Annotated in this window: 10 protein-coding genes and 6 tRNA genes; 13 read left to right on the top strand and 3 right to left on the bottom strand. The window is 62.5% G+C overall.

Features of this window, described 5'->3' with window-relative positions; all coding sequences use genetic code 11:
- Positions 1-343: 343 nt before the first annotated feature.
- Positions 344-679: a hypothetical protein gene (locus K2O51_RS24110; RefSeq protein WP_011298290.1), complete on the top strand. Its 336-nt coding sequence runs from the start codon at positions 344-346 to the stop codon at positions 677-679.
- A 106-nt stretch (positions 680-785) separates the two neighbouring features.
- On the opposite strand, the gene fabI is transcribed toward K2O51_RS24110, so the two are convergent.
- Positions 786-1,568, bottom strand: coding sequence for an enoyl-ACP reductase FabI (gene fabI / locus K2O51_RS24105; RefSeq protein ID WP_011298289.1), 783 nt, complete (start codon positions 1,566-1,568; stop codon positions 786-788).
- 209 nt (positions 1,569-1,777) lie between these two features.
- Here fabI and K2O51_RS24100 point away from each other — a divergent pair, with 209 nt between their 5' ends.
- The 5 genes from K2O51_RS24100 to K2O51_RS24080 all read left to right on the top strand — a co-directional run bounded on the left by K2O51_RS24100 (position 1,778) and on the right by K2O51_RS24080 (position 8,558).
- Complete coding sequence (locus K2O51_RS24100; protein ID WP_011298288.1) at positions 1,778-3,661, top strand: extracellular solute-binding protein; 1,884 nt, start codon at positions 1,778-1,780, stop codon at positions 3,659-3,661.
- A gap of 16 nt (positions 3,662-3,677) precedes the next feature.
- A complete protein-coding gene (locus K2O51_RS24095) occupies positions 3,678-4,730 on the top strand; it encodes a microcin C ABC transporter permease YejB (protein WP_011298287.1) in 1,053 nt (350 codons plus the stop codon).
- Complete coding sequence (locus tag K2O51_RS24090) at positions 4,727-5,851, top strand: ABC transporter permease (RefSeq protein ID WP_011298286.1); 1,125 nt, start codon at positions 4,727-4,729, stop codon at positions 5,849-5,851. Before K2O51_RS24095 ends, K2O51_RS24090 begins: the two co-directional genes overlap by 4 nt.
- A 32-nt stretch (positions 5,852-5,883) precedes the next feature.
- Positions 5,884-7,518, top strand: coding sequence for an ABC transporter ATP-binding protein (locus K2O51_RS24085; protein WP_049796465.1), 1,635 nt, complete (start codon positions 5,884-5,886; stop codon positions 7,516-7,518).
- A 353-nt stretch (positions 7,519-7,871) separates the two neighbouring features.
- Positions 7,872-8,558 carry a C40 family peptidase gene (locus K2O51_RS24080; RefSeq protein ID WP_011298284.1) on the top strand — a complete coding sequence of 229 codons (687 nt, stop codon included), beginning with the start codon at positions 7,872-7,874 and terminating at the stop codon, positions 8,556-8,558.
- A 66-nt stretch (positions 8,559-8,624) separates the two neighbouring features.
- Here the strand turns inward: K2O51_RS24080 and K2O51_RS24075 are convergent, their stop codons facing one another.
- Positions 8,625-9,560, bottom strand: coding sequence for a patatin-like phospholipase family protein (locus K2O51_RS24075; RefSeq protein ID WP_011298283.1), 936 nt, complete (start codon positions 9,558-9,560; stop codon positions 8,625-8,627).
- 256 nt (positions 9,561-9,816) lie between these two features.
- Between K2O51_RS24075 and gltX the strand changes: the two genes are divergently transcribed.
- The 7 genes from gltX to K2O51_RS24040 all read left to right on the top strand — a co-directional run bounded on the left by gltX (position 9,817) and on the right by K2O51_RS24040 (position 12,447).
- Complete coding sequence (gene gltX, locus K2O51_RS24070; protein WP_011298282.1) at positions 9,817-11,223, top strand: glutamate--tRNA ligase; 1,407 nt, start codon at positions 9,817-9,819, stop codon at positions 11,221-11,223.
- Positions 11,224-11,492: 269 nt separating this feature from the next.
- Positions 11,493-11,568 (top strand) — tRNA-Ala (locus K2O51_RS24065).
- Between the two features lie 64 nt (positions 11,569-11,632).
- A tRNA-Glu gene (locus tag K2O51_RS24060) sits at positions 11,633-11,708 on the top strand.
- Positions 11,709-11,776: 68 nt separating this feature from the next.
- Positions 11,777-11,853 (top strand) — tRNA-Asp (locus tag K2O51_RS24055).
- A gap of 188 nt (positions 11,854-12,041) precedes the next feature.
- Positions 12,042-12,117, top strand: a tRNA-Ala gene (locus K2O51_RS24050).
- A 109-nt stretch (positions 12,118-12,226) separates the two neighbouring features.
- Positions 12,227-12,302 (top strand) — tRNA-Glu (locus tag K2O51_RS24045).
- Positions 12,303-12,370: 68 nt separating this feature from the next.
- Positions 12,371-12,447: transfer RNA gene (locus K2O51_RS24040), tRNA-Asp, on the top strand.
- A gap of 137 nt (positions 12,448-12,584) precedes the next feature.
- Here K2O51_RS24040 and K2O51_RS24035 read toward each other — a convergent pair.
- The gene (locus K2O51_RS24035) at positions 12,585-13,937 is read right to left on the bottom strand and encodes an MATE family efflux transporter (RefSeq protein WP_011298281.1); all 1,353 of its coding nucleotides are present in this window, start codon (positions 13,935-13,937) and stop codon (positions 12,585-12,587) included.
- Positions 13,938-13,978 lie beyond the last annotated feature (41 nt).

Here is a 13,978-nt window from a genome sequence, read left to right as displayed (position 1 = left end):
GTATCGGAGATTGGCGGGTCGCGGTTTGACTATGCGGGACAACCTGTTTGCATCTCGGGACAGTCGGGGAAAACGCGTAGAGCGCGAGCGGCGGCGGTCTGAGGCGTGCGGAAAGAGCCATGGCGCCAAGGTCGCGAAGCGTTAGGCGACCCGGTGTTTCCCCATATTAGGCAGAGGAAAGGCACATGGCAGGCAAACGGCGGCGACTGGGATTGGGTAGGAACGGCGCGTCGTTTGCGCCGCGGCAGATCCCGTTGTTGCAGTAGAAATTGAAAATGTGGCAGCGACGCACTAAGGTCGTATCGGGAACATCACTCGGTCCGGTCCGGACGAAGGTGGCGCCATGAAACGCATCGTGCTGGCAGTGTTTGCCGTCGTCCTGCTGCTCCTGCAGGGCGGGTGTACATACTATGGCGTTCCCGCTCCAGGGACGCCGGCGAGTTTCGATCGTTCCTTCGATGCCGCGGCGGGCGCCATGCGCGATGAAGGCGTGGCCGTCAGCGTGCAGGACTACGCGAGCGGCTCCATCGCGGGGAACTACGGCAACACGGTCGTCCGCGCCAGTGTGCAGCGGCAGGCCGACGGCTCGGTGCGGGTGCAGTTCGATGCGAGCGATTCGCGCGATCCTAACCTGCTGGGCCGTATCTCGAATCGCTACGATCGGCGCATGGGACGCTGACGCCAGCGGACGCGCCCGGGCTGACCCAATGAAAAAGGGGTGCCAGCAAGCGCTGGCACCCCTTCAGGGCCGGTTGGCGGGTTTGAGCTTGCGCTGTTTGCGCTGATTACTCCGGCAGACCCGCGCCAACAATGTTGAAGCCGGCGTCGACGTAGGTAATCTCGCCGGTCACGCCGCTGGCGAGGTCGGACAGCAGGAAGGCCGCGACATTGCCGACTTCCTCGATGGTCACGTTGCGACGCAGCGGGGCCGAGTTTTCGAAGGCATTGAGCAGCTTGCCGAAGTCCTTGATGCCGGACGCAGCCAGGGTCTTGATCGGGCCGGCCGAAATGCCGTTCGCGCGGATGCCGCGCGGGCCGACCGACGCCGCCAGGTAGCGCACGCTCGCCTCAAGCGCGGCCTTGGCCAGGCCCATGGTGTTGTAGTTCGGGACCACGCGCTCGGCGCCGAGATAGGTCAGCGTCAGCAGCGAAGCCTTGTCCGACAGCATCGGCAGCGCGGCCTTGGCCAGCGCCGGGAAGCTGTATGCGGAGATGTCATGGGCAATGCGGAAGCCTTCGCGCGACAGGCCTTCCAGGAAATCGCCGGCAATGGCTTCGCGCGGGGCGAAACCGATCGAGTGCACCAGGCCGTCGAGCTTTTCCCAGCGCTTGCCGAGACCGTCGAAGGTTGCGGCGATCTGCTCGTCGCTGCCGACGTCGCATTCGAAGACGAGATCGGTGCCGAATTCCTTGGCAAAGTCGCTGATCCGGTCCTTGAACCGTTCGCCGACGTAGGTGAAGGCGAGTTCGGCGCCTTCGCGTTTGCAGGCCGATGCGATGCCATAGGCGATCGAACGGTTCGATAGCAAGCCGGTGATGAGGATCCGCTTACCTGCCAGAAATCCCATAAGTTCTCCAAGGTGTTGTATCGGGCACGCTTCCTGCTGCGGCCACGCGGCCGTGGGCATGCCCCGGTGTCCGACGGCCACTTTATTGCGCCGTGTAGAGGGAATGTCCGGATGGCTGGAGCCTACCCGGACGCATGTAAAATTGTCTCACAACTTGGCCCGGCTGCAGAACGCCGGACCTCAGCGTCATATTGGAGGAATCCAGCGGGATGCCTATACAAGCACGTTGGCCGCTTCAGGCGGCATGGCAGTGCTTCCGTCGAGACACGGTACTGCGGTTTGGGCTGGCGCTGGCGCTCGCTGCGGGCATTCCCGCAACGGCGAATGCGGCGCATGGCTTTGCCTTGCACGGGAATCTCAAGTACCCGGCCGATTTCAAGTATTTCGATTACGTGAATCCGGACGCTCCGGTCGGCGGCACGCTGGTGCTGGCCAACCCGGACCGCCGCACGAGCTTCGACAAGTTCAATCCGTTCACGCTGAAGGGTACCGCCGCGCCCGGCCTGAACGCCTTGATGTTCGAGTCGCTGCTGATCAGCAGCGCCGACGAAACCGCGAGCGCCTACGGGCTGCTGGCTGACGATGTCACGGTGGCGCCGGACGAGCTTTCAGTCGTCTTCCATATCCGCCCCGAAGCGCGCTTCGCCAACGGCGACCCGGTCCTCGCATCGGACGTGAAATATTCCTACGACATGCTGATGAGCAAGGCGTCCAGCCCGGGCTACCGCAGCATGTGCATGGACGTGAAGTCGGTCGTGGTCACGGGGGAACGCAGCGTGCGCTTTGATTTCAAGCAACGCAACCGCGAACTGCCGCTGATCGTCGGCTCGTTGCCGGTGTTCTCGAAGAAATGGACCCAGGCCGTGCCCTTCGAGAAGCTGACGTTCGAAGAACCGGTGACCAGCGGCCCGTACATCATCGATCGCTATGACGCGGGCCGCGGCATCATCTTCAAGCGTGATCCGAACTACTGGGGCAAGAAGCTGGCCGTGCGGCGCGGCACCTTCAATTTCGACCGCGTCATCTACCGGCTCTACAAGGACGAAACCGCCAAGCTCGAAGCGTTCAAGGCGGGCGAGTTCGATGCGATCGTCGAGTACCGTGCCAAGAACTGGGCCAAGAGCTACCAGGGCACGAAGTTCACCAAGGGCGAGCTGATCAAGACGGAGTTCCCGCACCGCAACGGCGCGGGCATGCAGGGTTTTGTCATGAACATGCGCAAGCCCATCTTCAAGGACGTGCGCGTCAGGCAGGCGCTGATCCTCGCGCTGGATTTCGAATGGCTCAACCGCCAGCTTTTCTATGGCGCATACAAGCGCCTGGACAGCTGGTTCTCCAATAGCGAACTGGCGGCCAGCGCCACGTTCGACGGCAAGCCGGGGCCGAGCGAACTGAAATTGCTGGAGCCGATGCACGCAAAGCTGGCGCCCGAAGTCTTCGGCCCCGACGTCGTGCAGCCGTCCACGAACCCCCCGCGAACGCTGCGCGACAACCTGCGCGAAGCACGCCGCCTGCTGGCGCAGGCCGGCTGGACCTATACCGATGATGCACTGCGCAACGCCAAGGGCGAACCGATGGTGTTCGAGTTCCTCGATGATGGCGGCGCGATGAGCCGCGTGATTACCACCTATGTCCGAAATCTCGAGAAGCTCGGCATCCAGGTGAACCAGCGCACCACCGACTACGCGCTGTACCAGAAGCGGCTCGAAGATTTCGATTTCGACATGGTGTCGATCCGTTTCCCCGATTCGCAGAGCCCCGGCAACGAACTGCGCGACCGGTTTTCCAGCGAAGCGGCCGACACGCCGGGCTCGGACAACCTGTTCGGGCTGAAGTCGCCGCAGGTGGACCAGCTTGTCGATAACGTGCTGCATGCCAACACGCGTGAAGAACTCGTCACCGCGGGCAGGGCACTGGACCGCGTGCTGATGCATGGGTACTACATCGTGCCAAACTGGTACAGTGCGTCGCATCGGGTCGCGTATCGCAAGGAGCTGGGCTATCCCAAGGACCGGCTGCCTTATTACTACACTGCCGAAGGCTGGATTCTGAGCAACTGGTGGCGCACCGACGTGCAACCGAAGGCTCGCTGAGCAAAAGGAACGGCCGATGCTTGCCTATCTGTTCAAGCGCATTTTGCTGATGATCCCGACGCTGATCGGCGTCATCACGCTGACCTTTGTCGTCATCCAGTTCGTGCCGGGTGGCCCCGTCGAGCAGATGATGCTGGAACTGAAGGGGCGTGGCGGCGGCAGCGGCGAGGCGAGTGGCGGCGGTGCCGAGTACCGTGGCCGGCGCGGGGTCGATCCCGAGAAGATCAAGGAAATCCAGGCGCTGTACGGTTTCGACAAGCCGCCGCTCGAACGCTACTTCCTGATGCTCAAGCGCTTTGCGCGGTTCGATCTCGGCCAGAGCTACTTCCAGCACCGCAGTGTGTGGGAGTTGGTGAAGTCCAAGCTGCCGGTTTCGGTCAGCCTGGGGCTATGGACGTTCTTCCTGACTTACCTGATATCGGTGCCGCTCGGTATTTCGAAGGCGATCCGGGCGGGTAGCCGCTTCGACGTGGTGACCAGCATGATCGTGCTGGTCGGCTACGCGATTCCGGGTTTCGTGCTGGGCGTGCTGCTGCTCGTGCTGTTCGGCGGCGGCACCTTCGTTCAGTGGTTCCCGCTGCGCGGCCTGACTTCCGACAACTGGGACCAGCTCTCGCTGATGGGCAAGGTCATGGATTACCTGTGGCACTTGGTGCTGCCGATCACCGCATCGGTGGTGGGCAGCTTTGCCGTGGTGACCATGCTGACCAAGAACGCGTTCCTGGACGAGATCCGCCGGCAGTATGTACTGACGGCAAGGGCCAAGGGTTTGTCGGAGCGCCGCGTGCTGTGGAAGCATGTGTTCCGCAATGCGCTGATCCCGCTCGTGACGGGGTTTCCGGCTGCGTTCATCGGCGCGTTCTTCACGGGCTCGCTGCTGATCGAAACGCTCTTCTCGCTTGATGGCCTCGGGCTGTTGTCCTATGAAGCGGTATTGCGGCGCGACTATCCCGTCGTGCTCGGCACGCTCTACCTGTTTACGCTGATCGGCCTGGTGACCCGGCTGATTTCCGACGTTTGCTACGTGCTGGTCGACCCGCGCATCCACTTCGAGGCCCTGCACAAATGAAAGTCCTCTCGCAATCGGTGCCGAACGGCCTGCCGCATTCGCCGTCCCCGCGCCAGCGGGCCTGGCAGCGTTTCCGGCGCAATCGCCTGGGCTACTGGAGCCTGATCCTGTTCGTCGCGATCTTCGTGCTCAGCCTGTGCGCGGAAGTCCTGTCGAGCAATCGCCCGCTGGTGGTGCGGTACAAGGACGCGTGGTATTTCCCGATCGTCAAGGTCTATCCGGAAACCGCGTTCGACGGTGATTTCGCCACGCCGGCCGATTACCTGGATCCGTACATCCGCGACCGCATCACCACCAACGGCAATTTCGCGGTATTCCCGCTGAACCACTATTCGTACGATTCGCTCAATTACTTCGCCAAGGAACCCAATCCGGCGCCGCCGTCGGCCGAGAACTGGCTTGGCACCGACGATCGCGGCCGCGACGTGCTGGCGCGCCTGCTCTATGGCTTCCGCGTGTCGGTGCTCTTCGGGCTTGCGCTCACGCTGATCGGCGTGCTGATCGGTACGCTGACTGGGGCGCTGATGGGCTTCTTCGGCGGGCGCTTCGACCTGTTCTCTCAGCGGGCCATCGAGATCTGGAGTTCCATGCCGGAGCTGTACCTGCTGATCATCTTTGCGTCGATCTTCGAGCCGAGCCTGGCGCTGCTGATCATCCTGCTGTCGTTGTTCGGCTGGATGGGCCTGTCGGACTACGTGCGCGCGGAGTTCTACCGCAATCGTTCGCTCGACTATGTGAAGGCGGCGCGGGCGCTTGGTCTGTCCAATGTGCAGATCATGTGGCGCCATATCCTGCCCAACAGCCTGACTCCGGTGATCACGTTCCTGCCGTTCCGCATGAGTGCTGCGATCCTTGCGCTGACCAGCCTGGACTTTCTGGGCCTGGGCGTGCCGCCGACTACGCCGAGCCTTGGCGAGCTGCTCGCGCAGGGCAAGGGCAACCTCGATGCCTGGTGGATCTCGCTGTCGACCTTCACGGTACTCGTGGTCACCTTGCTGTTGCTGACGTTCATGGGTGACGCGTTGCGCGATGCGTTCGATACGCGCCTGGGCCTGGCTGCGCTGCGCGGCCGCGTGGCGCCGAAGGTGCCGGCCGGCGCGCCGGCAGGGGTGACGCCATGAACGTGGTACCGAAGCTGCGGGAAGCGGAGGCCATGCCGCTCGAGCCGACGCCGTCCCCGGCGCCGGGCAGTACGCTGATCTGCGTGGACAAGCTGTCGGTGACGTTTGGTCACGGCGACGACGCTACCCGCGCCGTGCGCGAGGTCAGCTTCGACCTGCGTGCCGGCGAGCGCTATGCGCTGGTGGGTGAGTCGGGCTCCGGCAAGACGGTCACCGCGCTTGCCATGTTGCGGCTCGTCGAGGACGCTGCCTACCAGGGTGCGATCCGGTTCGAGGGCCGCAACCTGCTCGACGTATCGGACCGTGACATGCGCGCCATCCGCGGTGCGGAGATCGCCATGATCTTCCAGGAGCCGATGACCGCGCTGAACCCGCTGTATACGATCGGCAACCAGATTGTCGAGACGCTGGCGCTCCACGAAGGGCTCGACCGGCGCGCTGCGCGCGAACGCGCGATTGCACTGCTGGAACGCACCGGCATCAGCGATGCGGCACACCGCTTCGACAGTTTCCCGCACCAGCTTTCCGGCGGGCAGCGCCAGCGCGCGATGATCGCCATGGCGCTCGCCTGCCGCCCGAAGCTGCTGCTCGCGGACGAGCCGACCACGGCGCTCGACGTCACCATTCGCGCGCAGATCGTGGACCTGTTGCGTGATCTCCAGGCCGAGTTCGGCATGGCGGTGATGCTGATCACCCATGACCTGAACCTCGTGCGTTCGTTCGCACAGCGTGTCGGTGTCATGGAGAAGGGCGTGCTGGTCGAGACCGGCGAGACCGCGCAGGTGTTCGCCTCGCCGCAGCATCCCTACACGCGCAAGCTGATCGACAGTCGCCCGCGGCGCGAGGTGCTGCCGCTCGTGCCACTGGCGCCGACGCTGCTGGAGGCGCGCGGCCTGTGCGTCAACTACGCGCGCAAGCGCAAGGGCATCGCCGGCTGGTTCGGCAAGGACCAGTTCGCTGCGGTGAAGGACGTCGATTTTCAGCTGCGCGAAGGCGAAACCATCGGCATCGTCGGGGAATCTGGCTCCGGCAAGACCACGCTGGCCCATACCGTGCTGGCGCTGCAGCGCAAGAGCGCGGGCACGATCCATTTCCTGGGCCGCAGCTTCGACGACGCCACGAGCAAGGACCGCTGCAAGTTGCGCGCGCGCATGCAGGTGGTGTTCCAGGATCCGTTCGGGTCGCTGTCGCCGCGCATGACGATCGAGCAGATCGTCGGGGAAGGGCTGGCGTTGCACCAGCCGGGCCTGAAGCGCGAGACCACGCGCGAGCGGGTTATCGAAGCGCTGCGCGAGGTCGGACTGGACCGGACTGCACTCGGCCGCTATCCGCACGAATTCTCGGGCGGACAACGCCAGCGCATCGCGATCGCGCGGGTGCTCATCCTCAAGCCGCAGATCCTGGTGCTCGACGAGCCCACATCGGCGCTCGATGTCTCGATCCAGCAGCAGGTGCTGGGTCTCCTTTCCCAGTTGCAGCACAAATACAACCTCAGCTATCTGTTCATCAGCCACGATCTTGCGGTCATCCGGGCGATGGCCCACCGGGTCATCGTCATGAAGGCCGGCGAGGTGGTGGAGGCAGGGGAGACCGAGGCCGTTCTCGGTGCGCCGCAACATCCCTATACGCGCAAGCTGATGGCTGCTGCCCAGATTGGTGCAGCCTGACTCCATTGCCGTGCAGCAAGACACCGCCTCCCGGCGGTGTCACGCATTTGTGATGAAAAAAACGACAATCCAGATGCGAAAAATGAAGTAGGTCATTGATTGCAAAGCGCTTTCTGTCAAATTTGTAACGAACTTTGACAGGCGGGTGACAAGCCTATACCATCCCGCGAGGACTATTTTTCGGGGTGGTCGCTCGTCCGCTTTGCGGCGAGACCTGCACGGTTTTTGTGCCCATATGACCGGCGCGCTTCTTGCGTTCGGTTCATCCCCGCAATGATTCAGGCATCACCATCCGCGCCGCGGTATTCGTCCGGCGTGATGGGGATGATTCGAACGATTCATCAGGAGAACCAATGCAGCGATCGGTACTTCATTCCCTGGCACGCGTTGCCGCAGGGATTGCCATTGCCTGCGGTGCGACTGTGTCGAATGGAGTGCTGGCGGATACGGTCTTCAAGGATCCCGATGCCCGCATCGACGCTTCGGCCCAACTGGGCGCGGACACGCATGCGGAAGGCAAGCGTGGCTTGCTGTCGTCGGTCGTGACTTCCACCAGCAATGTCGCCAGCAAGGCTGGTGACCTGGTCATGAACGCGCTTGGCCTGATCGGCGTGCGTTACCGCTTCGGCGGCAACAGCCCCGAATCCGGCCTGGACTGCAGCGGCTTTGTCCGCTACGTGTTCCATGACACCTTCGGCTTCATGCTGCCGCGCCGTTCCGTCGAAATCAGCCAGGTCGGCACCAACGTGGCCGCCAGCGACCTTCGCCCCGGCGATCTGGTGTTTTTCAACACCATGCGCCAGACGTTTTCGCACGTCGGCATCTATATCGGCGACAACAAGTTCGTGCATGCCCCGTCCACGGGCAGCAAGATCCGTGTCGACGACATGCGCGCCGCCTATTGGGTGACGCGCTACAACGGCGCACGCCGCATCGACGACAACCAGTCGTCGAGCCGCGGCGACAGCCTCGGCAACATGGTCGAGACGCTCAAGCGATTCGACCCGAACGCGAGCACGCGCACGCTGTACGGCGGCTGATCGTCAGCCATGCGCCAAAACAAAAGGACTGCCCCGGCAGTCCTTTTGTTTTGTGCGGCAGTCCGGCTATTGCGCCGCCACGGTACCGGCCGGCCGCAGCCGGGCCTGTTCCAGCTTCTGGCGCAAGGTCGCCATCATCGCCGCCGTGGCCTGTTCTCCTGCCAGTACGGCGCGGTTGCGGGCGTTGAAATCGCCGCTGCCCATGTCCGGCAGTTCAGGGCGGATCACCACGTCCGCACGCGCGAGTGCCATCTTGTTGATCGACTGGCCCATGATGGTCGTGGTCTGCAGCAACACGCCGCTCTGGCCGCCATTCTTCTGGCTGGACGGGTCTGCCGAGATGTTGACGGCGATGACGAAATCGGCCCCCATGCTGCGCGCCGAATCGACCGGCACGGGCTCGACCAGACCGCCATCTACATAATCGCGGCCCTGGATGGAAACCGGCTGGAACACGCCTGGCACGCTGCTGGACGCGCGCACGGCCTGGCCCGTATTGCCGCGCCGGAAGAGGATGCGCTCACCGGTCTTGAGGTCGGTTGCCACAATGCCCAGCGGCAGCTTCATCGCCTCGATCGGGCGGTTCGAAACCAGCCGGTTCACGTAGTTCTGCAGGGCCTCCCCCTTGAGCCAGCCGCCAAAGCGGGTGCCGAAGGGGAGGGCCCAGTCGGCGATGGCGGCTTCATCCATGGTCAGGGCGAGCTTGTTGAGCTCGAAGCCGCTCATGCCGGTGGCATAGAGTGCTGCGACCACCGAGCCCGCACTGGTGCCCGTGACCAGGTCCGGGTGGATGCCTTGTGCTTCGAGCGCCTTGATCACGCCGATATGGGCAAAGCCACGCGCGGCGCCACCGCCGAGCGCCAGGCCGATCTTGATGGGTCGTGGCGCTGGCTGTGTGGCCACCGGATTAGCGGGCTCAACCGGTGTGGAAGGGCGCGGGCCGAACGAGCACGCGGAGAGCAAGGCGACTGCGGAGGCGCCGAGAAAATGACGTCGTTGCATGAATCGGGTGCCAGTGGATAAGCAGAGGCAGGCGGAATCGGAAATGTGACTTGGCCGGCTCAGTGATGGGGAATTCTTGCACTGGCCGTTCTTGTGACCGCCCGAAGCATAAATGATTCCGTCCGGGAGGGTGGCGGGTCGGCTGGCGAGCATCCTGGCGGGCGTGGGCCAGCGGGTTCGCTTGCTATAATGCAGCACCGACATATTCCAGCCTGCGCGCGTCCGCGCGGGCTTTTTTGTTTGTTCCCCGACCGCCATGACCCAACGCGTCCGCACCCGTTTCGCGCCGAGCCCGACCGGCTTTATCCACCTCGGCAATATTCGATCCGCGCTTTATCCGTGGGCGTTCGCCCGCCGGATGAAGGGCGATTTCGTGCTGCGCATCGAAGATACCGATGTCGAGCGTTCCTCGCAGGAAGCCGTCGACGTGATCCTCGAAGGCATGGCGTGGCTCGGCCTGGATATCGACGAAGGCCCGTTCTACCAGATGCAGCGCATGGACCGCTACCGCGAGGTGCTGGCCCAGATGGTCGACAGCGGCCTGGCCTACCCGTGCTATATGAGCACGGAAGAACTGGACGCGCTGCGCGAAGCCCAGCGCGAGCGCGGCGAAAAGCCGCGCTACAACGGTTTCTGGCGCCCCGAGCCGGGCAAGGTCTTGCCGCAGCCGCCGGCCGGCGTGAAGCCGGTGCTGCGTTTCCGCAATCCGCTTGACGGCAGCGTAGTCTGGGACGACGCGGTCAAGGGCCGTATCGAGATCTCGAACGAGGAGTTGGACGACCTCGTCATTGCGCGGCCGGACGGCACGCCCACCTACAACTTCTGCGTGGTGGTCGACGATCTCGACATGAAGATCACGCACGTGATCCGTGGTGACGACCACGTCAACAATACGCCGCGTCAGATCAATATCATCCGCGCGCTTGGCGGCACACAGCCCGTCTACGCGCACTTGCCCACGGTGCTCAACGAGAGCGGCGAGAAGATGAGCAAGCGTCATGGCGCCATGAGCGTGACTGGCTATCGCGATGAAGGCTATCTGCCGGAAGCCGTGGTGAACTACCTGGCCCGCCTGGGCTGGGCGCATGGCGACGCGGAAATCTTCAGCCGCGAGCAGTTTGTGGAGTGGTTCGACCTCGAACACCTGGGCAAGTCGCCGGCGCAGTACAACCCGGAAAAGCTGGCCTGGCTGAACAACCACTACATCAAGGTGGGCGACAATGCGCGCCTGGCCGAGCTGACGCGTCCATTCATCGAGGCGCTCGGCGGCAAGGTGGAGGGTGCGGACCTGGTTGGGGTGATCGCACTCGTCAAGGACCGGGCTAATACGCTCAAGGACGTTGCGCAGACGGCGCTGCTGTTCTACCGCGGCGAGCCACAGGCTGATGCTGCCCTGAAGGCCGAGCACCTGACGCCGGAAATCCAGCCGGCACTGAAGGCGCTGGCGACTCAACTGGGCGCCTTGCCCGAATGGAAGCGCGAAGCCATCAGCGCTACGTTCAAGGCGGTGCTTGCGGAGTTTGGGCTGAAGATGCCCAAGCTGGCCATGCCAGTGCGCCTGCTGGTCGCTGGCCAGTTGCAGACGCCGAGCATCGACGCGGTGCTCGAGCTGTTCGGCCGGGAAGCTGTGCTGCGCCGTATCGGCGCGGGCGTCGAAGCGTAAAAAGCTGCGAAAAACTCCTGGCAGGGGCTTGCGCTCCGGCCCGGAGTTCGCCATAATCTCGTTCTCCCTGCAGCGCGGTCAGTGATCAAGCGGGCGGTCTGGAAAAGATCTTGCGTCGTGAGGCTGAAAACTGCGAAAAGCAGGCAAGAAAAAGACAGATTGGGTGCTTGCAAAAAATCGAGGTTGATATATAATCTCGGCTTCGCTTGAAACGGTGGATTAATGCCGACTCAGGCGAATGAGCAGAAAGTAGTAAATGGCAGTACCATGGGGCTATAGCTCAGCTGGGAGAGCGCTTGCATGGCATGCAAGAGGTCAGCGGTTCGATCCCGCTTAGCTCCACCAAGATTTTCGGGATTATCTGCAGTTTGGATGTTCCCAGACGGAACAAGTCGAAAGACAAGTTTCTGTCCCCTTCGTCTAGAGGCCTAGGACATCACCCTTTCACGGTGAGTACAGGGGTTCGAATCCCCTAGGGGACGCCATAACAACGGGCGTAATCAAATGCCTGAATATGCTGCGTCGAGCGAAGCTCGAGGTAGCAGCCGACTAAGGAGTGGTAGTTCAGTCGGTTAGAATACCGGCCTGTCACGCCGGGGGTCGCGGGTTCGAGTCCCGTCCACTCCGCCAAAACTAAACCCACATGGTTAATGCCATGTGGGTTTTTTCTTATAAGTGAGAGGATTATCTGATAATCACCGTAATGGCAAATAACTGTTGCGGTTTATATCGAAGCTGTATATAATCCTTTTATTCGCTGAACGCGGTGTTAATACCGAAGACGGTGAAATGCAGTAGCGAAGTAAATGCCGTAATACGGGGCTATAGCTCAGCTGGGAGAGCGCTTGCATGGCATGCAAGAGGTCAGCGGTTCGATCCCGCTTAGCTCCACCAGAATTCAGGAAGCATCGCAGTAAAAAAAGATGCTTCCAAAGCGCAGAGAAGTTTGTTAGAATACCGGACTAATCAGCGCGAGACGGAACGTGTTGAGAGACAAGTTTCTGTCCCCTTCGTCTAGAGGCCTAGGACATCACCCTTTCACGGTGAGTACAGGGGTTCGAATCCCCTAGGGGACGCCATAACATCGGGCGTAATCAAATGCCTGAATATGCTGCGTCGAGCGAAGCTCGAGGTAGCAGCCGACTAAGGAGTGGTAGTTCAGTCGGTTAGAATACCGGCCTGTCACGCCGGGGGTCGCGGGTTCGAGTCCCGTCCACTCCGCCAAAACTAAACCCACATGGTTAATGCCATGTGGGTTTTTTCTTTTGTACTTGGCTCAATATCAAATACCGGATCAGTGCCAATAGCGCGGGCCATTCACTCTCCATCCGGGCAGAGAGCCAATACCCGCCCAATAATGCTCAGTGCCGTTCCGCTGCACTGATACGCATGAAATACCGAACCAGGAAAAAGCCGGCCACTGCCAGGCTCGCGCTGTTGGCGATCCAGAAGCCGGAGGCGCCGCGCGTGAACGGGGGCAGGGTATCGATCAGCCCGAATCCCAGCACATACCCCCCACCAATTCCGATGCCCCACAACGAACCGGCGTAAATCAGCGTCGGAATCAGCGCAATTTTGTAGGCGCGCAGGATAAAGGCTGTCATGACCTGGACGGCATCAAAAGCCTGATAGAAGGCGATAAACAGCACCAGTGGCAGTGCCGCGGCCACGACAGCACCATCCTTCGTATAAGCGTGCAGCACAGTCTCCCTCAGCAGCCATAGCAGGCAGCCGGTCAACATGGCCAAGGCTGCTGCCAGGCAGATGCCGCGCCACGCGAGGCGGCTGGCGCCAGCCATGTCGCGCGCGCCAATCGACTGGGCAACCAGCGTCGAGGTGGCGATGGCCAGCGAAAGTGGCAGCATGTAGGCCACGGCACCCAGGTTGGCGATGATCTGGTGTCCGGCAAGCATGACGGTGCCCATGCGCGTGATGAAAATGGACATCAGCGTGAACGATGTGATCTCGATCAGGTAAGTCAGCCCCATCGGCACGCCCAGCCGCAACAGTGCCCGCAACTGTGTGGCCACGGGCCAGCTCCAGGCCGAGAAAATCTTCAGGGACCGATAGACCGCGCTGTAGCGCAGGATCAGTAGCCCCGCGATGCACCAGGTCCAGCTGATCAGTGTCGAAGCGAGCGCGCAGCCGGGGCCGCCCATGGCCGGCACGCCGAAGCCACCGTTGATAAACCACGCATTGAGCGGCACCTTCAGGGCCAGGCCGACGATCTGCAGCATTGTCACCATGACCGGGCGCGACAGCGCATTGTTGAGCGCCGAATAGATGCGAAAGCCCAGCGCGGCGGGCAGGCCGAACGCGCCGATATGCAGATACTGGCTCGCCTTGCCGACCAATTCCGGTGGCGCCTTGGCGAAGGCAAGCAGCGGTTCCGGGAAGGCGAGCAGCAGGACGCCAGGGACGGATAGCGCCAACCCGAGCCACGCGGCTTGCCGGACTTCGCTGCCGATCTCGTCGCTGCGTCCCGCGCCATATAGCTGGCCGGCAATCGGCGCTAGCGCCTGCAGGACGCCCATCAGGCTGATGTAGACGGTGATATAGATCGAGCCGCCGAGGCCGACCGCTGCGAGGTCGCTGGCCGACGCGCGACCGGCCATGACCGTGTCCATGACGCCGAACGCTATAACGGCTAGCTGGCCAACCAAAACTGGTGCGGCAAGATGGGCGATGCGCCGCAGATCGTGGAGCAGGTTCATGCCGGATTCATACGAGCGCGAGAGAGCGCATAGGTCAGCCG

The organism is Cupriavidus pinatubonensis (assembly GCF_019602855.1).
In the GTDB taxonomy this organism is placed as follows: domain Bacteria; phylum Pseudomonadota; class Gammaproteobacteria; order Burkholderiales; family Burkholderiaceae; genus Cupriavidus; species Cupriavidus pinatubonensis.
The sequence above is the reverse complement of the archived record's forward strand: the minus strand, read 5'-3'. Positions and strand labels throughout refer to the sequence as shown.

Bases quoted from the DNA above. Each gene is read 5' to 3' on its own strand.
- K2O51_RS24110 (WP_011298290.1), top strand. From the start codon at position 344: ATGAAACGCATCGTGCTGGCAGTGTTTGCCGTCGTCCTGCTGCTCCTG.
- fabI (WP_011298289.1), bottom strand. From the start codon at position 1,568: ATGGGATTTCTGGCAGGTAAGCGGATCCTCATCACCGGCTTGCTATCG.
- K2O51_RS24100 (WP_011298288.1), top strand. From the start codon at position 1,778: ATGCCTATACAAGCACGTTGGCCGCTTCAGGCGGCATGGCAGTGCTTC.
- K2O51_RS24095 (WP_011298287.1), top strand. From the start codon at position 3,678: ATGCTTGCCTATCTGTTCAAGCGCATTTTGCTGATGATCCCGACGCTG.
- K2O51_RS24090 (WP_011298286.1), top strand. From the start codon at position 4,727: ATGAAAGTCCTCTCGCAATCGGTGCCGAACGGCCTGCCGCATTCGCCG.
- K2O51_RS24085 (WP_049796465.1), top strand. From the start codon at position 5,884: ATGCCGCTCGAGCCGACGCCGTCCCCGGCGCCGGGCAGTACGCTGATC.
- K2O51_RS24080 (WP_011298284.1), top strand. From the start codon at position 7,872: ATGCAGCGATCGGTACTTCATTCCCTGGCACGCGTTGCCGCAGGGATT.
- K2O51_RS24075 (WP_011298283.1), bottom strand. From the start codon at position 9,560: ATGCAACGACGTCATTTTCTCGGCGCCTCCGCAGTCGCCTTGCTCTCC.
- gltX (WP_011298282.1), top strand. From the start codon at position 9,817: ATGACCCAACGCGTCCGCACCCGTTTCGCGCCGAGCCCGACCGGCTTT.
- K2O51_RS24035 (WP_011298281.1), bottom strand. From the start codon at position 13,937: ATGAACCTGCTCCACGATCTGCGGCGCATCGCCCATCTTGCCGCACCA.